Annotated in this window: 14 protein-coding genes and 1 tRNA gene; 8 read left to right on the forward strand and 7 right to left on the reverse strand. The window is 67.7% G+C overall.

Features of this window, described 5'->3' with window-relative positions; all coding sequences use genetic code 11:
* Positions 1-3: 3 nt before the first annotated feature.
* Positions 4-909, reverse strand: coding sequence for an LpxL/LpxP family acyltransferase (locus ACTHJF_RS16975; protein WP_440268148.1), 906 nt, complete (start codon positions 907-909; stop codon positions 4-6).
* Positions 910-996: 87 nt separating this feature from the next.
* Here ACTHJF_RS16975 and dtd point away from each other — a divergent pair, with 87 nt between their 5' ends.
* The 3 genes from dtd (at position 997) to ACTHJF_RS16990 (ending at position 3,665) form a co-directional block, all read left to right on the forward strand.
* A complete protein-coding gene (gene dtd / locus ACTHJF_RS16980; RefSeq protein ID WP_440268149.1) occupies positions 997-1,434 on the forward strand; it encodes a D-aminoacyl-tRNA deacylase in 438 nt (145 codons plus the stop codon).
* 144 nt (positions 1,435-1,578) lie between these two features.
* Positions 1,579-3,444 (forward strand): RNA polymerase sigma factor RpoD, encoded by a 1,866-nt coding sequence (gene rpoD / locus ACTHJF_RS16985; protein ID WP_440258002.1) that lies wholly within the window; start codon positions 1,579-1,581, stop codon positions 3,442-3,444.
* Between the two features lie 148 nt (positions 3,445-3,592).
* Positions 3,593-3,665, forward strand: a tRNA-Ile gene (locus ACTHJF_RS16990).
* Positions 3,666-3,914: 249 nt separating this feature from the next.
* Here the strand turns inward: ACTHJF_RS16990 and ACTHJF_RS16995 are convergent.
* The 3 genes from ACTHJF_RS16995 to ACTHJF_RS17005 are packed head-to-tail and all read right to left on the reverse strand — an operon-like array spanning position 3,915 to position 6,074.
* A complete protein-coding gene (locus ACTHJF_RS16995) occupies positions 3,915-4,526 on the reverse strand; it encodes a hydrolase (protein WP_440268150.1) in 612 nt (203 codons plus the stop codon).
* Between the two features lie 40 nt (positions 4,527-4,566).
* Positions 4,567-5,070 carry a cupin domain-containing protein gene (locus ACTHJF_RS17000; RefSeq protein WP_440268151.1) on the reverse strand — a complete coding sequence of 168 codons (504 nt, stop codon included), beginning with the start codon at positions 5,068-5,070 and terminating at the stop codon, positions 4,567-4,569.
* Positions 5,067-6,074, reverse strand: a complete 1,008-nt coding sequence (locus tag ACTHJF_RS17005) for an alpha/beta fold hydrolase (RefSeq protein WP_440268152.1) — start codon at positions 6,072-6,074, stop codon at positions 5,067-5,069. The genes ACTHJF_RS17000 and ACTHJF_RS17005 overlap by 4 nt, the downstream gene beginning before the upstream one ends.
* On the opposite strand from ACTHJF_RS17005, the gene ACTHJF_RS17010 reads away from it, so the two are divergent.
* The 5 genes from ACTHJF_RS17010 to ACTHJF_RS17030 all read left to right on the forward strand — a co-directional run bounded on the left by ACTHJF_RS17010 (position 6,045) and on the right by ACTHJF_RS17030 (position 10,920).
* Entirely contained in the window at positions 6,045-8,012 is a 1,968-nt protein-coding gene (locus ACTHJF_RS17010) for a sensor histidine kinase (RefSeq protein ID WP_440268177.1), read from the forward strand. The genes ACTHJF_RS17005 and ACTHJF_RS17010 overlap by 30 nt on opposite strands.
* Before the next feature lie 50 nt (positions 8,013-8,062).
* The gene (locus ACTHJF_RS17015) at positions 8,063-8,668 is read left to right on the forward strand and encodes a response regulator (protein ID WP_440268178.1); all 606 of its coding nucleotides are present in this window, start codon (positions 8,063-8,065) and stop codon (positions 8,666-8,668) included.
* A 173-nt stretch (positions 8,669-8,841) separates the two neighbouring features.
* Complete coding sequence (locus tag ACTHJF_RS17020) at positions 8,842-9,468, forward strand: helix-turn-helix domain-containing protein (RefSeq protein ID WP_440268153.1); 627 nt, start codon at positions 8,842-8,844, stop codon at positions 9,466-9,468.
* Between the two features lie 148 nt (positions 9,469-9,616).
* On the forward strand, positions 9,617-10,246 hold the full coding sequence (locus tag ACTHJF_RS17025) for a sigma-70 family RNA polymerase sigma factor (RefSeq protein WP_440268154.1): 630 nt from the start codon (positions 9,617-9,619) through the stop codon (positions 10,244-10,246).
* The gene (locus ACTHJF_RS17030) at positions 10,243-10,920 is read left to right on the forward strand and encodes a ChrR family anti-sigma-E factor (RefSeq protein ID WP_440268155.1); all 678 of its coding nucleotides are present in this window, start codon (positions 10,243-10,245) and stop codon (positions 10,918-10,920) included. Before ACTHJF_RS17025 ends, ACTHJF_RS17030 begins: the two co-directional genes overlap by 4 nt.
* Positions 10,921-11,196: 276 nt before the next feature.
* Here ACTHJF_RS17030 and ACTHJF_RS17035 read toward each other — a convergent pair whose 3' ends face one another.
* From ACTHJF_RS17035 to ACTHJF_RS17045, 3 genes are all read right to left on the reverse strand, one after another.
* Positions 11,197-12,777, reverse strand: a complete 1,581-nt coding sequence (locus ACTHJF_RS17035; protein ID WP_440268156.1) for a tryptophan halogenase family protein — start codon at positions 12,775-12,777, stop codon at positions 11,197-11,199.
* 199 nt (positions 12,778-12,976) lie between these two features.
* Positions 12,977-15,394 carry a TonB-dependent receptor gene (locus ACTHJF_RS17040; protein WP_440268157.1) on the reverse strand — a complete coding sequence of 806 codons (2,418 nt, stop codon included), beginning with the start codon at positions 15,392-15,394 and terminating at the stop codon, positions 12,977-12,979.
* 269 nt (positions 15,395-15,663) lie between these two features.
* Entirely contained in the window at positions 15,664-18,105 is a 2,442-nt protein-coding gene (locus ACTHJF_RS17045) for a glycoside hydrolase family 3 N-terminal domain-containing protein (protein ID WP_440268179.1), read from the reverse strand.
* Positions 18,106-18,480 lie beyond the last annotated feature (375 nt).

An 18,480-nucleotide genomic window follows, 5' to 3' on the forward strand; every position in this document is an offset into this window, starting at 1 on the left:
CGCTCAATCCGCCGCGAGGCGGCCGGCGCCGTCGTACGGGCTCACCAGTCCGTCGGCCGAATAGCGCTTGTACTGCCACTGGTATTGCGTGAACGCCCGCTCCACGCAGGCTTCCACGCCGCGGTTGAGGGCCGCGCAGGCCGCCGCCGGATCGGCATCGTCGAGCCCGACCGGCGCCGGCAGCAGGTGGATGCGAAAACCTGTGCCGCGCGGCAGCCGTTCGGCGAAGGCAAACAGCACCGTGGCGCCGGTGCGCGCCGCCAGGCGCGGCAGCAGCACCATGGTCAGAGCATCACGGCCAAAGAACGGGGCCACCTCGCCATCGCCCGCGCGGGGTTTCTGGTCGGGCAGGATTCCCACCGTGCCACCGGCGGCCAACCGCTTGTACAGCGTACGCACGCCCGCGCCCTCGGCGCGCACTTGCTCGGGCGCCAGCGCCCCGCGCACCTTGCGTAGCAGTTGCTCGATCGCGGCGATCCGCGGCGGCCGGTAGAGAATGGCCATCGGCGTGCGGCTGCACAGCCAGTAATTGAGCAGTTCCCAGCAGCCCAGATGCGGGGCGGCGATGATCACGCCCTTGCCGCTGACCAACGCCGCGTCGAACAGCTCGGCGCCGCGCACCTCGCGCACCAGTCCCAGCGCGCGCGTGGCACCGCTGCCCCACACCTTGATGATCTCGGTGACCGACTTGCCACCCTCGGCCATCGCCTCGCGAAGCAACGCACGGCGGGCCGTCGGAGGCTGCCCGGGACGGGCGATCGCCAGGTTCACCGCAGTCACCTCGGCGCTGCGTGCGCCCACGACCAGCAGCAGCCGTCCGAAGAAGGCGCCCAGGCCGTGCAGCCAGCGCAGCGGCAATCGCGCCAGCAGGCGCAACAGGAGATAGATCAGGTAGATGTCCGCACGCATCGGGGCAGTTTAGTCGAAGCCTCGCCGCCACCTGCTGCCAGCGGGAAACGATCGCGCTAAGCTGAAGCGTCTGCTTCGGAACCCTGCATGATCGCCCTGATTCAGCGCGTCACCTCGGCGCATGTGTCTGTCGACAACCAAACCGTGGGCGCCATCGGCGCGGGTCTGCTGGCCCTCGTGGCCGTGCAGCCGGAGGACGGCGAGCCGCAGGCGCAGCGCATGGTGCAGCGGCTGCTCGGGTATCGGGTGTTTGCCGATGCCGCGGGCAAGATGAACCGTTCGCTTACCGACACCGGCGGCGACCTGCTGCTGGTGAGCCAGTTCACCCTGGCCGCCGACACCCGTTCTGGCATGCGGCCGAGCTTCACCACGGCAGCCGCGCCCGAGCACGGCCAGCACTGGTTCGATCGTCTGGTCGAGCTGGCCCGCCTTGCCCACCCACGGGTGGAAACCGGCCGCTTCGGCGCCCATATGCAGGTACACCTGGTCAACGACGGACCGGTGACCTTCTGGCTCGAAACCTGATGGCGAACGCTCCAGCGAACACGCGCTACGGCGCGATCTGGCGCGATTCTTGCTGCCCAGTTCCCTTTCGATCCCCACTTGAAAACTGGTCAAAAAAGCAGCACATGGCTATACTGATCGGTTCCTGCATCCGCGGCGGTAGGTATGAATAGCAAAGCTCCCGAGCAACAGTCAGAAATCAAGGCGCTCATCTCCAAGGGTCTGGAGCAGGGCTACCTGACCTATGCCGAGATCAACGACCACCTGCCCGACGACATCGTCGATCCGGAGCAGATCGAAGACATCATGGCGGTGCTCAAGGGCGTCGGCATCGAGGTGCACGACGCCGCGCCGGACGCCGATCCGCTGGCCGACAACGCCCCCGGTGGCGGCAACGACGACGAGGCCGCGGCCGAGGAAGCCGTGGCCCTGCTGTCGGCGGTCGACTCCGAAGTGGGCCGCACCACCGACCCCGTGCGCATGTACATGCGTGAGATGGGCACGGTCGAGCTGCTCACCCGTGAGGGCGAGATCGCCATCGCCAAGCGCATCGAGGAAGGCCTGGGCCAGGTGCAGACCGCGCTGGCCAGCTTCCCGTTGACCATCGAACTGCTGCTGGAAGAGTACGACCAGCACCTGGACGGCAAGCGCCGTCTGTCCGAAATCCTCGCCGGCTTCCTCGACCTGGAAGCCGCCGCCGACGCCGCGCTCGCCGAAGCCGAGGAAGCCGCCGCCAACCGCACCGAGGAGGAAGGCGACGAGGAAGAGGAAGACGACGACACCAGCTCCGACGACGAGGAAGCCGGCCCGACCGGTCCGGATCCGGAAGAGGTCAAGCGTCGCATGGAACTGCTGCGCGACTACTACGCCAAGTTCCAGAAGGCCGCGCCCAAGGCCACCGGCATCACCGACAAGAAGATCGTCAAGCTGCGCGACCAGATGGCCGAGGAGTTCCTCAAGCTCAAGCTGCCGTCGGCGCTGATCGACAGCTTCGTGCGCAAGCTGCGCGAGGTGGTGGGCGACATCCGCCACCACGAGCGCGTGCTGATGGACATCTTTGTCAAGCAGGTGAAGATGCCCAAGGCCGAGTTCCTCAAGACCTTCCCCAGCAACGAGGGCAACCTCGAGTGGGCGGCTGAGCTGGGCCGCAAACGCCAGAAGTGGTCGCCGAACATCAAGACCCACAAGGACGCGATCGACGCCGAGCAGGAAAAGCTCGCCGCGATCGAGCGCAAGCTGTTTCTGCCGCTGACCGACATCAAGGACATCAACCGCGCCATGAGCGTGGGCGAGGCAAAGGCGCGCCGCGCCAAGAAGGAAATGGTCGAGGCCAACCTGCGCCTGGTGATCTCGATCGCCAAGAAGTACACCAACCGCGGCCTGCAGTTCCTGGACCTCATCCAGGAAGGCAACATCGGCCTGATGAAGGCGGTGGACAAGTTCGAATACCGCCGCGGCTACAAGTTCTCGACCTACGCCACCTGGTGGATCCGCCAGGCGATCACCCGCAGCATCGCTGATCAGGCCAGGACCATCCGCATCCCGGTCCACATGATCGAGACGATCAACAAGTTGAACCGCATCTCCCGCCAGATGCTCCAGCAGTTCGGCCGCGAGGCTACGCCGGAGGAGCTGGCCAAGGAGATGGACATGCCCGAGGACAAGATCCGCAAGGTGTTGAAGATCGCCAAGGAACCGATCTCCATGGAGACCCCGATCGGCGACGACGAGGACTCTCACCTGGGCGACTTCATCGAGGACGGTAACGCCAGCTCGCCGATCGACTCGGCCACCGAGACCGGCTTGATGGAAACCGTGCGTGACGTGCTCGCCGGGCTCACCCCGCGCGAGGCCAAGGTACTGCGCATGCGCTTCGGCATCGACATGAACACCGATCACACGCTGGAAGAAGTCGGCAAGCAGTTCGACGTTACCCGCGAGCGCATCCGCCAGATCGAAGCCAAGGCCCTGCGCAAGCTGCGTCACCCCAGCCGCTCGGAACAGCTGCGCTCGTTCCTCGACCTGGAATAACCACAGCTGCCATCGCTCACCGAAAACGCCCGCTCACTGCGGGCGTTTTCATGTCAGCGACTCGCTGTGACGACGGTCCGGACAACGCCGGTGATGCAGAGACGGACACCACGACCGGTGCACGAACGGCTAAACTGCGCAGCCTTGCGGGCCTATAGCTCAATGGTTAGAGCAGAGGACTCATAATCCTTTGGTTCCAGGTTCGAGTCCTGGTGGGCCCAGTTTTCCGCCGCCATATGCCTCTTACTACGCGATCTGGCCGGCTTGGCCAAATCTCCCGGACGCCCGCCCATTGTGGCCGTTCGGGAGGGCGCCCATTTCAAGTTTGAAGCCCCTCCCTCGTGAGGTCGCCCGTGCGGAGGTAGCATCGTGCCTGCGATGGCCAGCCTAAGGGTTTAGCAGGCCGGCCAATTTATGGCTCATGGGGGGACCGCAGGCGCAGCTCCTCCTCGCACTAACGCTGGACGCGCTCAGTGCCCCTCGATAGCGAAGAGAATGTCGGCAAAGCCGGGCACGGTGGCCTCGCGGTTCCAGTCACGCTGCAGCTCGCAGATCAGCTGCACCCAGCTCGTGGGCTTGGCGCCGGCCTGCGCCAGGCGCTCGAGCCCGGCATTGTGGGCCTCGAGCGACGTGCCGCCACAGGCATCGACCACGGGGTATACCTCGAAGCCGTCGGCGAGCGCATCCAGCGCAGGATGGACCAGGCACACCTCGGTCCACAATGCCGCCATGATCAGTTTCTTCCTGCCGGTCGCCTTGACCGCGGCGACAAAATCCCGGTCTTCCCAGGCATTGATCGAGGTGCGATCGACGATCGGCACATCGCCCAGAACCTCAGTGATCTGGTGGATCGTCGGCTGGTTACGCCCTGTGGACACGTTCACCGTCGCGAGCACCACCGGCAGGGCGTAGAGCTTCGCGATGCGGGCCAGCGCGGTGATATTGGCGACCAGCTGCCGTTTGTCGCGCGAGGCGATGGAGCTCACCTGCACGGGCTGGTAGTCGATGATCAGCACGGCGGCGTTTTGCGGCGTGAGCAGATGGTCGGCGATGGGATCGCGAATCTTCGCGTAGGAGGTCATGAGGCAGGATCCTCTGCGGGAATGGGTAGAAGCGTCGCGGCTATGGCCGACGCGGGTCGGCAGCAGCGTCGAGGTAGTGGGTGTCGGTGGGGCCGATGCCGGTGATGTAGACGACGGCGCTCTCATCGCCGGTCCGGGCGAAGTGCGCCTGGCCACCTGGTTCGGTATAGAAGCTGCCGGGAGGAAGCGCCTTGAGCCGGTCGCTGGTGTTGGCCGGGCCGTAGCCGAACCACCAGGTACCGGACACCACGACCGCGGTGCGGCTGTCGCGATGGGTATGGGCTGCGATGGTCGTATGCGGAGGAACCCGCAGCGCGATCGTGTAGGGCCCGGCCGCTTCGGGGTTGCCGAACAGCACGGTAGTTCGGATCCCAGCCACGCCGGAGGTTCCCGCGCCCGCGCCACCTTTCGCCAGCGCCGCGATGTCCGTGGGGGCGAGCCTGAGCTGGCCATTGCCGGGATCTGCCGCCGCGACCAGCGGCGCAACCAGCCATGCGATGACCAGGTATCCGCGACGACAGCCGATTCTGCCGAACACGCTCACGGGATGAACTCCTGCACCGCGGCAACGGTGGCCTGGGGGTTCTCCTCCATCAGCCAGTGACCCGCGTGCGGGATGACTGCGCCTCGGACATTGCTAAACGCGGCCCGGGCCACCACCGCCATCTGCGTGCCGAAGGATTTCTCGCCACCGATGGCGAGCACGGGGACAGAGATCGGACCCGCGGTGAGGAACTCACGGTTGTCCTGGGCATCCTGGTCGAACGCATGGAACTGTTCGAAGCCGTCATGCATGGCTTTCGGTCGCGCGTAGAGCTTGGCGTAGTGCTCGCGGCTCGCTTCGTCGAAGTTCTTGGGGTCGGCCGAGAACTCATTCCAGAAGCGGTCGAGGTAGATCCGCTCGCGGCCTTTGACCAGGCGCTCCATGTCCGGGCCGTAAAAGCGGAAGTGCCAGAGCAGCGGATTCTTCAGAATCTCCTCCCACGGCCCCACCCCGGGAATCGGGGCATCCATCAGCACCAGATGGGTCACGCGCTGCGGCTGCTCGGCCACAAACGCGAACGCGACCATGTTGCCGATGTCGTGAGCGACCACATCCACCCGGTCAACGTGCAGCGCGTCCAGCACGGCAGCCACATCGCGTCCCTGGTTTTTCTTGTCGTAGCCTCCGTCCGGATGCGCGGACAGCCCCATGCCGCGAAGGTCCGGCACGATCACGGTGTGGTTCTTGGCCATGGCCACGGCGAGCGGTTGCCACATGTCGCCGGTCTCGCCGTAGCCATGCAGCATGACCACGGCCGGGCCGTGCCCGCCGACACGCACGTAGATCTGGGTTCCGTTGGCGTCGATCGTTTCGGTCTTGAAGCTGGCCGGGTACGGCTTGACCGCGGCTGCGCAGGTCGACGCGACGAACAGGAGACTGCAGGCGATGAGGGAGACAAATGTCCGGATCATGGTGGCACCTTGGCGCGACGTGGTGCCCGGAACGTAGGTGATCAGCCGGGGATTGGCTTGATCGTGCCTGCCGGACTTGTCGATCTCTGCCATGGCGACATGCGCCGGCCGCCTCCCCCGATACGCAAGCCTACGTCGAAGATCGCCGGCCGGTTCGTTCAAGCCGGCGCCCCGCCACGGGACTATGCTGCTCACCCGTCCCGATCGGCGTTGTTGTGCACGGGACGAAACCCCGCGGCCTGCTGCTCCGCTATGTGGCGGCGGTATCCGCGCCTCAGCCGCGTGTCGCACGAAGGGAAGACGATCCATGGCCCGGCAAACAGACGTGCACCAGGCAGCCACACAGCCCTCTGCCTACTGGCAGGGTCGACGCCAGCGCCATGCCATGACTGCGAGGGGATCGGTGCCATGACGGATGCTCCGCCCCGTTCACGCACCGCGCACAAGAGCGCGACCCTCTCGGGCGATCTCCAGAGCTGGGAGAAGAGCTTCCGCACCGCGATCGACACCATCCCCGGGCTGGCCTGGTTCGGCAGCGCCGATGGACCGGTGGAGTTCCTCAACAAGCAGTGGTGTGAGTACACCGGGATAGCGATGGACGACGCCCTCGGCTGGGGCTGGACCCGCACCATCCATCCGGACGATCTGCCAGGGCTGGAAGTGCAGTGGCGCGGAGCGATGGTGCGGCGCGCTCCCGACGAGCTCGAGGCGCGCGTGCGCCGCTTCGACGGCGAGTACCGCTGGTTTCTTTTCCGCTACGCGCCACTGCTCGACGCCACCGGCCAGGTGCTCAAGTGGTACGGCGCCAATATCGACATCGAAGGGCGCAAGCGCGCCGAGCGAGCGCTGCTGGCGTCCGAGCAACTCGCGCGGGGGCAGGTCAACGCGCTCAAGAGCGCCCTGGATGCGCTCGCGATGGAGCCGGACCCCAACCAGCTGGTCACGCACATCCTGCGCACGCTGACCGCCCAGTTTGGCGCGCACAGCGCCAGCGTCTGGCGACGTGGTCAGGTCGACGGCAAGGTAAGGATCGAGTTCGCGTTCGAGGACGACCGCGTCGTGCCGAGGACCGACCCGCGCTTTGCCGGGCTCGACCTGATGCTCCCGATGGAAGACATCTGGCCCTGGCCCGACGTCTTTCGTTCCGGCAAACCCAGCGTCATCGAAGACATCCGGACCGTGCCTCCGTTTGCCCTGCGCGATCGGCTGCTGCCGCTGGGCATCATCACCGTGCTGCTGGTGCCCATGATGATCGCCGGGCAGCTGGAGGGCGCCATCGGGCTTCGTTTCAAGCAGCAGCGCAGTTTTGAGTCGGAACAGATCGAGCTGGCCCAGGCGCTGGCACAGCAGGCCATGCTGATGATCCGGCTGGCCGAGTTGTCCGCGCAGGGACGCGACGCGGCCGTGATGGATGAGCGCAACCGCATTGCGCGCGACATCCACGACACGCTGGCGCAGGGCTTCACCGGCGTCATCGTGCAGCTGGAGGCCGCCGAGGATGCCAGCCGGCGCGGCCTCGGGCAGGAAGCGGAACAGCACATCGTCACCGCCCGCAGCTTGGCGCGCGAGAGCCTCAGCGAGGCCCGTCGCTCGGTGCAGGCGTTGCGCCCGCAGTCACTGGAACACGGCGAGGTGACCGTCGCCCTGCGCGCGCTGTTCGGCAAGCTGACCGAAGGCACGGCGCTGCATACCGAGCTGAAAGTGGCCGGGGTTCTCCGGACGCTGCCAGCGGACTGCGAGGAGGCCTTGTTCCGCATCGCCCAGGAAGCGCTGACCAACGTGCTGCGTCACGCACAGGCATCGCGGTTCATCGCCACGGTCACCTTCGCTCGCAGCGAGGTGCGTCTGGAGCTTGTCGACGATGGACGTGGCTTCGATCCGGCAGCAAGGCGCGATGGCTTCGGCCTGCTGGGCATGCGCGAACGAGTCGACGCCATGGGTGGCGAAATGAAGGTCAAGAGCGCGAGCAGTCACGGCACGAAGCTTTCTGTCCGCCTGCCGACGACCTCCCAGCCAAGGAAATCACGGTGATGACAACGCAGGTTTCAGCTACACCGCCGCTTCCATCGTCACCGATCCGGGTGTTGATCGCCGACGATCACGTGACGGTGCGCGAGGGCCTGGCGGCGATCATCGGACGCCAGTCAGACATGCTCGTGGCGGGCGAAGCGGCCAACGGCCAGGCTTGCGTCGAGCGGTGGCTGGAATACCGCCCCGACGTGACCCTGCTCGACCTGCGCATGCCGATGCTCGATGGGGTTGGCGCCATCGAGGCGATCCGGCGCGAAGACGCTGCGGCCCGGCTCATCGTGCTGACCACGTTCGATACCGATCACGACATCACCCGCGCGATCGTGGCCGGCGCAAAGGGGTACATGCTCAAGGATGCGCAGCGCGAAGAACTGCTCGAATGCATCCGCGCCGTCCATGCCGGCGAGGTGCGCATTCCGCCGCTGCTGCTGGCCAAGCTCGCCTCCACCGTCAGCGGCGAAGCACTGACCGGCCGCGAGCTGGAGGTGCTCACTCTGCTGGCGCGCGGATGCAGCAACAAGGACATCGCCCGGCAGTTGCTGATCGGCGAAACCACGGTCAAATCGCATCTGCGCAGCATCTTCACCAAACTGCAGGTCCTGAGCCGCACCGAAGCCCTCACCGAGGCGAACCGGCGCGGCCTGATCCGGCTCTAGCCAACCTGGCGGGCCGCGGGCGGCGGGACCCGTGTCTCGCCCGAAAGGAGGAGCCTCCTGTCGTCCGTCGGTGCAGTCGAATTTTCCGTCCACGGATCAATGGTTCTCCAGCCCCTTAGTGGTGATAGTTCAAGGTGACCCGGCGGTGAGCCCAGTAGCGGGGACGCGACACCATGAACGAGTCGATGGAACGGGACGCGATCGTTCCGACGGTTTCCCAGCTTCTCCAGCGCGCCCGGCTGGCGCTCGGTGGCGATGCCCACACCGCCAAACGGCAGATCCAACGGGCCCTGGAACTGCTGCGGGACGCCGAGTCCCGCACACCGGCGCCGTCGGACCCGGTGCAGCATCCCGTTCACGGCCTGGCACCGTGGCAGGCGCGGCGGGTGATCGACCATATTCAGGCCCGCCTGGACACGCCGATCCGGGTCGAAGAGATGGCCCGCGTGATCCGGCTGAGCACCAGCTATTTCTCACGCGCCTTCCGGCTCAGCTTCAGCATGTCTCCGCACGCCTACGTCATCGCCCTGCGGCTCGCCCGGGCGCGTGAGCTGCTGCTGGGCAGCAACGAGCAGATGACGCAGATCGCGATGGCCTGCGGCTTTGCCGACCAAGCGCATTTCTCGCGGGTGTTCCACCGCGAGATGGGTTGCGCCCCGGGGCGGTGGCGGCGCGAACGGCGCGACGGACCGACCCTGCCACCGGCACTCGACGGCGGGCGTCATACCGGCGCCAATGTCCACGCGAACCCCGGCTTGCGCACTTCTGAGCCTCACCCGGGGCACAGCGTCGCTCCGTAAGGGCGGGCCCAGCAGCCGCGACATGGACGAGGCCACTCATCCCTCCGGGCTGCCGCGATGGCAGGGAGGCACATGGCCACGCTGGCTATCGCATCCAAATCCGGGCACTGTCCGTACATCGAGCGGACTTCCCAATTGCCGTTCGACCATGAAGCACGACGCCACCCGCTGGAGCCTGTCGCCTTTCGAGGCGGCGCGAGCCATGTCGACCCACGACCCGCAACCGAAGACTGCCGAGGACTGGGCTGCCGAAATGGCGGCGGTGGCGGCTCGTGCCGACCGTGACAGTTTCATGCGCATCTACGACCATTTCTTTCCCCGCGTGCGTCTCTACCTGCGCGGTCAGGGTTCGACCGAGGCCGTCGCCGAGGAGCTGGCCCAGGAGGTGCTGCTGCGGCTGTGGCAGCGTGCCGCCATGTTCGAGGCCAGCCGCGGCAGCCTGGCCACCTGGCTGTTCCGCATCGCCCGCAACCTGCACATCGACCGCCTGCGCCAGGAGCGCTACTGGGTGTCGCTGCCGGAAGGCGTGGAGGTGCCGGAAGAAGCCACCGATGAGGCGTTCTCGCGGGCCGAGAGCTACGCCGACCATGTCGACCTGGCACGGCGCATCGAGAAGTTGCCCGCCACCCAGGCGCGATTGATCCGCATGTCCTATTTCGAAGCCAAGACGCACTGCGAGATCGCCGCCGAGCTGGGGATGCCGCTGGGTACGGTGAAGTCCTCACTGCGCCGCGCCTTCCTCAAGCTGCAGGTGGAAGTGTGCAGGGGGGCGGCATGAACCCGCGCCATCACCTGGACGAGGCGACTCTGGTCAGCTACGCCGCTGGCGCGATGTCCGACGGCCTTCGCGCCGTGGCCGCGACCCATCTGGAGGTCTGTGGGCACTGCCGTCAGCAGCTGGCGTTTGCCGAGCGCATCGGCGGCTTCCTGCTCAGCCAGCGCCAGCCAGCCGACGAGGGCGGCCGCCAGGCCCAGCTGCGCGCGCAGATGCTCGCCCGGCTCGATGCGACGCCGCCCGCCCCGCCGCGTCTGGGCGGCGAGGACGATGCGCCCGCCCAGACCACCGATATCGACCTGCTGCCGCGGCCGCTGCGCCCGTATTTCGGCTCGTCCTGGCGCGCCTTGCGCTGGCGCTGGACCGCCCCCGGCGTGCACATGATCCGCGCCGCGCGGCCCACCGGCGACAACCTCATCCTGCTGAAGATCGCGCCCGGCAAGAGCATGCCGGTGCACAGTCACGGCGGCTCCGAGCTGACCCAGATCCTCAAAGGCGCGTACGACGATGCGCTGGGTCATTTCGGCCCGGGCGACATGGCCGATCTGGACGGCGAGGTCGAGCACCAGCCGGTGACCTCGCCCGGCGTACCGTGCATCTGCGTCGCCGCGCTGGACGCCCCGCTGCGCTTCCCGGGGTGGTTCGCGCGCAAGGTGCAGCCGCTGGTGGGGTTGTAGACCGCCGGATTCTGCCGCACAGGAAGGCGGACATCCTGCGAATGAGGAAGGAGCCCCGCCGCCTGGCGTGGCTCTGTCTCGCTGTATCACCGCGCATCGTTCTGGTCGGCCGCAGTCCTACGTTGTCCCGAGTTGGTTTTCACCGGCGAAACGGAGGCGTTTCTTCGCGCGGTCGGCACCGGCGTGCTCGGCCAGCGACGAAAGGGGCAGCCGAGTGCCCGGTGGCAGGCCGACGCGCGCGATTCTCCGGCCCCGCGCCACATCGGCGGGCGCGAATCAGGCCGCGGCGTGCCGCCGCCCGGCACGCTCGCGGTGCTCACCCACCATCCGCTCGACGAAGGCGCGATGGTCGGGCAGGTCGCCGAGGGCGTGCTGCGCCACCTGCTGGATCGCTGCGAACTCGCGCCGCGCTTCGTCCACCTGTGGGTAGGCGTGGCGCATCGGCTCGATGTCGGTGTGGAACTCCATGCCGTAAAGCACGTACTGCCAGCTCGCCACCTGGAACATCTCCAGGTCGCTGACGAAATCCAGTCGATGCGGCGGGCGATGCCGCCACAGTGCCAGCTTGTCCTGCAGCGTTTGCGGGATGCTGGCGGGGTCGGCGTTGTCGATCCAGAACGGCGTGTCGCCGCGCTGGCTGATGCAGTAGTGCATCTTGATGAAGTCGATGATCCGCTCGTAGCGCGCCACCATCATCGCGTTGTGGTGGCGCGCGATGCGCGGGAGGTCGTCGAGGTCGGCCGGCAGCGCGTGGGTGAGCAGGTAGGCGCCCAGCTCCACCAGGGCGATGCCGGTGGATTCCAGCGGTTCGACGAAGCCGCCGGCGAGCCCCACCGCCACGCAGTTGTGGCACCAGTGCTCGGGGCGGTAGCCGGTCTCGAAACGGATGCGCAGGGGCGTCAGGCCCTCGGCCGAGGCCCCGAGGTAACTGCGCAGCACCTGCTCGGCGCGCGCATCGTCGCTGTGCCGCGAGGAATAGACGTAGCCCACACCGCGGCGCTGCTGCAAGCCGATGTCCCAGGTCCAGCCGGCCTCCTGCGCGGTAGCGATGGTGTAGGAGGGAATCGGCGCATCGGGCCGCTCGTACGGCACCTGCATCGCTACCGCGCGATCGGCGAACAGCACGTCGGCGCGGCTGTGGAACGGCGACTGCATGGCGCCGTCGATGAGGTGCCCGCGCAGGCCGGTGCAGTCCACGTAGAGGTCGGCGGTCAGGGCGCCGAGCTCGCTGGTGATCAATCGCGCGATGGCGCCGCGTTCGTCCAGCTCGGCGCGCTCGACGGTCGCCACGTGACGATGCACGCCGAGTACCTGGGTACCGTGTTCGGCCAGCACCTTGGCGAAGCAGGCGGCGTCGAAATGGAAGGCGTGGTTCAGCGGCCCCTGGTAGTCGCCGTCCTGCGGACGCTTGGGCGCGCGCTGGTGCTGCACCACCCGGCTCTGCATCGCTACCGCCTCGGCGAACGACAGGCCCGCCGGCGCCTCGCCCAGCAGCCAGTACGGCAGCAGCTCCGGTCCGCCTGGACGTTGGCTGGGCAGGCTGAAGGGATGGAAGAACGCCTCGCGTCCCGGCGCGCCCGGCGGTCGCACCCAGTGGCGATAGTGGATGCCCTGCTTGTAGGTGGCGTGGGCGCCGTCGAGGAACCGGCGCTCGTCCAGCCCGATCGCCGCGAGCGTGCCGCGGATCGAGGGGAACGTGGCCTCGCCCACACCCAGCAGGCCGATGTTCTCGGCCTCCACCAGATGCACCTGCACCGCCGATGGATCGCTCGATCGCATCGCCTTGGCCAGGTAGCACGCCACCAGCCATCCGGCGGTGCCGCCGCCGACGATCAACACTTTCTTCAACCGCGCCATCGCTTGCGCCTCCGCTTCACGTCGCCGCCTGCCCCGTCAGCCCACCGTCGAACGACAAAGAAAGGCCGGGCCCCCTGCGTGGAGACCCGGCCGATGCGCCATTCAAGGGGAGGGTGCCGGCGTCAGCTCCTGCAACACCGGCTCGGGAACGGCAAAAGAGGAGCGGCGCGACCGTCATGACGCGCCGCCGTCGATCAGCTCAGAACCAGAAGCCGAACTGCACGCCGTAGGTGCGCGGCGGCAGATACTGCGAGGTGAAGGCCACCGTGCCGTTGGCGAGCAGGGTGCTGCCGGCGGCGCTGCTCTTGACCCGGCCGTCGCTGACGTTCTGCACGTAGGCGTTGATGTACCACTTGTCGCCCGGCTCGGAGTAACGCAGCGCCAGGTCGGTGCGCACGTAGGCCTTCTGCTTGTCGCCGTCGCCGAAGTTGAACCAGCTCAGCCACTGCGCGCTCTGGTACTGCGAGCTGATGCGCGGGGTGAGCCGGCCGCCGTTACCGAGCACGAAGTCGTGTTCGTAGATCGCAGTGAGCGAAACGTCCGGCGCGTGCGGCAGATCGTTGCCGGTGATGTCCGCGCAGTTGTTGCTGATGGTCGACTCCGGCGGGCAGGCGGTGGGCACGTAGTAGTCGTTGCTGGCCGCATAGCGCTCGGTGCCCAGCTTCTTCTCCGGGATCACCGAGAGCACCAGCGTGGCGCGATCGTGGTTCTGCGAGTAGGCCAGCTCCGACTCCAGGCCGCCCACCTTGGTCTTGCCGCCCACGTTGGCGAAGCCCAGGCCGTGCGTGCCGTCGGGGTAGGTCACCGGCGCGGACAGCTGGTAGTTCTTGAACACCTCGTAGTAGGCCGCGCTGTTCCAGGTCAGGTGGCCGTCCAGGAAGGAGAACTTGGTGCCGATCTCGTAGTTGGTCAGCGTCTCGGGCTTGTACAGCGCGCCGCCGTCCTGGGTGCCGCCGGACTTGTAGCCGGTGGACACGCTGGCGTAGATCAGCCCGGTTGCGCCCAGATCATGGTCGATGCGCACCAGCCAGGTCGGCTTGCTCTTGCTGTAGGTGCCGTCGTTGTGCTGGCTGATGTTGAAGCCGGCGTCGCCGGGGCTCTGCCACGGCGAGAGCGGCAGTTGCGGGTACGCCGCGTTGTAACCCCAACCCCAGTTGATGCCGCCGCGGTTCTCGCGCTTGTCGTGTGACCAGCGCGCGCCGCCGGTGAGGCGCCAGGTGTCGCTCATGTGCCAGGTGGCCTGGCCGAACGCCGCCGACGACTCCACCAGCTCTTCGGGCTGGATGAACGAGCCCTGCCAGCTCACGGTACCGTGCTGGGTACCGTTCATGATCGGGATGTCGAAGCGGATGTTGTTGTTCTCGTGGGCGTAGTACAGGCCCAGGATCCAATCGACGGTCTGCTCGCCGGTGGACTTCAGGTCCAGCTCGTGGCTGTAGCTGGAGTAGTTGGAGAAGTTGGTGCGGTCTTCCTGGTACACGCCGTTGGTGGTGAAGCTGGTAGGTACGTTGACGCCGCCGTCCTGGTCGAAGTCGCTCTTGCCGGAGTAGCGGTTGTAGCCGGCCACGTAGGTCAGGTCGAGGCCATCGCCGAGCTGCCAGTCCATGCGGCTGCGCACCGACTTGGCGGTGCGGTCGAGGTACGGCGCCACATCGGCCAGGGTCGACCAGAATTTCTGCCCGGGCCGCGGTTGCTGCATCAGGTTCATGCTGGGCGTGCCGCGGTCGGTGAAGTACTCGTAGGACAGATCCCACAGGAAGTTGTCCGACGGCTTCCAGCGCGCGCTCACGCGGGCGGCCGACTGGTCCTGCGCGTTGTACTTCTTGCCGCCCTTCACGAAGTCGTTCGGGTCGATCGGCTGGAACGCCGCCGGATCGCCGCCCGTGGCCAGGTAGGTGACGCGCTGCTGGTCCACCGAGGGGATCTGGCCGATCGGGTTCTGGTAGTCGACATAGCCGTCGTGCTGCTGGTGCACGGCCGCCACGCGCATGGCGAAGGTGCTGCTGATCGGCAGGTTCACCGCGGCGCGCACGCCGCTCTGGTTGTAGTTGCCGGCCTCGATGCTGCCATTGCCGTAGAAGCCGCCTTCGATGTCCGGCTTGGCGGTGGTGAAGCTGATGGCGCCGGCGGTGGAGTTGCGTCCCCACAGCGTGCCCTGCGGGCCGCGCAGCACTTCCACGCTGTCCATGTCCAGCAGCAGGCTGGACGCCGCTTCGGCGCGCGGGCTGTAGACGCCGTCGACGAAGGTGGCCACCTCGGGGTCGGCGTATTCGGTCTTGGCGCTGTCGTTGCCGATACCGCGCAGGGTGAGCGTGACCACGCCGTGGTCGCCCTGCGAGGTGCCCTGCAGGCCGGGCACCAGCTTGGTGATGTCCTGCACGGTCATCACCCGCTCCTTGTCGAGCGTGTTGGCGGAGATCGCACTGACCGCCACCGGCGTCTTCTGCAGCGGGGTTTCGCGCTTGGTCGCGCTCACCTGCACCGCGTCCAGCTGGGTCACTTTCTTCTTTGCCGGCGCCGCATCGGACGACGACGCGTCCTGCGGGGCAGCGAGTACGGTGCCTGGAGCGAGCACCAGGGTCATGGCGACATACAACGCCGAGTAGCGCAGCTTCATGTACTTCCCCCTCCACATAGTCTGATGGTTCGTTGCCGGCACGACGGTGCCGGCCGGATCTGCTATCCCCGAAATGACAGCGCTGTCATTACCGATGATAAAAGTTTCGTTCGCTGGAAGCTTGACGCGCGGCAGCACAGTTGTGAAACGCGGCAACTTCCTGTTTTCCCTTGAATCTCGTGATCTTCCTGGCTTCGGCTCGCGGCGTTTTTGGTGCGCAGCAAGTCAATTCGCGGAAGCGGGAACGCCCTCGAGCCCGCTCCATCGGCTCATTTCGGGCACGTCACCACCTGATCGGCATCCGTGCCCAGCGCCACGCGGAACACCGCCAGCGAGGAACCTGCCCCGGCACCGAGCTGGAACGGCTGCTCGATGTGGTGCATGTCCGCGCCTGCGGCGCGGAAGCACTTGAGCGGCACGCCAACGCGACTCCACTGGCCGCTGGCCAGGTGCGTCAGCTGCGGCCCCAGCGCCACCCGCCCCTGGCACTGCGTGCCGCAGCCCAGCCCGATCCAGGCATCCGCCCCCGGCAGCGCATCGACCCGCAGCGTGACCACCAGCAGCACGTCGCCGTTGGTCTGGCGATCCAGGTCCAGCGGCGCCTGCGCCTGCACGGCCAGCGTGGCCTGGTCGCGCGTCCAGGCGAAGCGGCGCGAATCCTCCTGGGCGCGGTAGTCGAGCGCACTCATGCGCAGGCTGCCGTCCGCCGTGGCGGCCGATGACACGTCGGCGGAGACGGTGTCGCCGTCGGCGCCGACCAGGCTCACCGTGTAGCCGTGCACCGGCTTGCCGCGGTCGATGTAGTTGCCCACCGGGATCTGCTCGCCCTGGATGCCCGACACCTCCGGCAGCGCGGACACGGTGGCGCCATGCGCATAGCTCAGCCCGTAGCCGAGCGGAAACTGCGGCGCGCCGTGCCCCGGCAGCGCCGTGCGCGGCCAGGCATAGGCCAGGCGGCCGTGGAAGTCGTGCGCGATGCGCCCATCGGCACTGCGCAGCAGCACGTCGGCCACGCCCTCGCCCTCGCTGCCCGGCAGCCAGGCGGCGACGAAGGCGTCGGCGGTGTTGATCTCGCGATTCACCCACAGCGGGCGACCGCTGAGGAACACCGCCACCACCGGAATGCCGGCGGCCTTGAGGCGACGGATCAGCTGCAGATCGTGGTCGTCGCCCGGGCGGTACAGCAGGTTCGGCAGATCGCCCTGGAACTCGGCGTAGGGATCCTCGCCGAACACCACCACGGCCGCGTCGGGCTTGCGTGTGTAACGGCCATCGACGGCGATCTCGGCGTGACCGCCGGCGGCGGCGACCTGGCGGGCGATACCGCCGCCGATCGACTGCGCGCCGGGGAAATTCGCGTTGCTCAGCCCGGTGCCCTGCCAGGTCAGCGTCCAGCCACCGCTCTGCCGGGAAATGTTGTCGGCGTCTTCGCCGGCGATCAGGATGCGCTTGCGTGGATCGAGCGGCAGCACGCCGCCGTTGTTCTTCAGCAGCACCAGCGACTCGCGCACGGCCCGACGCGCCAGCGCGCGGTGCGCGGGGCTGCCGACGATCTCATCGGCGCGCCGCGCCAGCGGCTGGGCCGACGGCAAGCCCGCCTCGAACAGCCCAGCGCGGAACTTCACTCGCAGGATGCGCGCCACCGCGTCGTCCAGCCGCGCCATCGGAATCGCGCCGGATTTCGCCTCGGCCAGCGTGTGCTCGTACAGGTCGCGCCAGCTGTCCGGCGCCATCAGCATGTCCATGCCGGCGTTGTAGGCGATCGGACAGTCGGTGTTGCTGCAGCCGGGGATCTGGCCGTGCGCGTTCCAGTCGCCCACCAGCAGGCCCTGGAAGTCCATGCGCTGCTTGAGCACGTCGGTGAGCAAGGCCTTGTTGGCGTGCATCTTCACGCCGTTCCAGCCGGAGAAGGACGCCATCACCGTCTGCACGCCCGCGTCGATCGCCGGCGGGTAGCCGGCCGCGTGCACGTCGATCAGCTCGCGCTCGCTGACCTCGGCGTCGCCCTGGTCCTTGCCGTCCTTGGTGCCGCCGTCGGCGAGGTAGTGCTTGGCCGTGGCGATCACGTGCGTGTCATTGAGAAACTGCGGCGTGCCGACCTTGCCCTGCAGGCCCTCGACCATCGCCCGCGAGTACTCGGCGACCAGCTTGGGATCCTGCGAATAGCCCTCGTAGCTGCGGCCCCAGCGCACGTCCTGCGGTACCGCCACGGTGGGCGCGAAGGTCCAGTTGATGCCGGTGGCGCGCACCTCCGCCGCGGTGGCCGCGCCGATCTGCCGGATCAGTTCCGGATCGTGCGCGTTGCCCAGCGCCGAGTTCTGCGGAAACAGCGTGGCGCCGACGGTGTTGTTGTGCCCGTGCACCGCGTCGATGCCGAACAGCAGCGGGATCGCCGGGCGGCCGTCGTGGCGTTCCATCGCCGCGCGATAGAACGCGTCGGACAGCGCCTGCCACTGCTTCGCGTCCGCCGTCAGCCGGGCACCGGGCTTGGAATTGCCGCCGGCGAGGATCGCGCCCAGGTGGTACTTGCGCACGTCATCCGGCGTCACGCTGAGGATGTCGGCCTGGATCAGCTGGCCGACTTTCTCTTCCACGGTCATCTGCGCCATCAACACGGCGACCTTGTACTCCAGCGCCGGATCGGCAGGGAACGGCCAATGCGCGCGCGGCCAGCGGTCCGGATGCACGGCCGCCGCGGCTTGGCCCGCCATGGCCGCGGCCAGCGGCAACCACGTCAAGGTAACGGCCAGGATCGCCGGAACGGAACGCCAACGACGGACGGATGCGGGCACGCCTTTCTCCCCTGCTGCGAAGCGCGCGGCTCCCTCGCGGAACCGCTCTGGCGGGGCAGACTGGCAGAAATGACAGCGCTGTCAAATTGCAGTGCAGCATGACGCAGTGGGTGTCGCCGACGCGGGGAGAGCGTGGGTGATCAGCGGGAGATGGCGTTGTGGTGCGGTTTGCGGGCGCAGGCAAGAATCGGGAAGGGGGGGGCCCCCCGGGGGGGGCGCCGGGGGGGCCGGGGCCCCCCCCCCCAAAAACAGGGGCCGGGCGCCCCCCCCGGGGGGCCCCCGCCCCGCCCCCCC

It is taken from the genome of Dyella sp. (assembly GCF_051962475.1).
Classification (GTDB): Bacteria; Pseudomonadota; Gammaproteobacteria; order Xanthomonadales; family Rhodanobacteraceae; genus Dyella_A.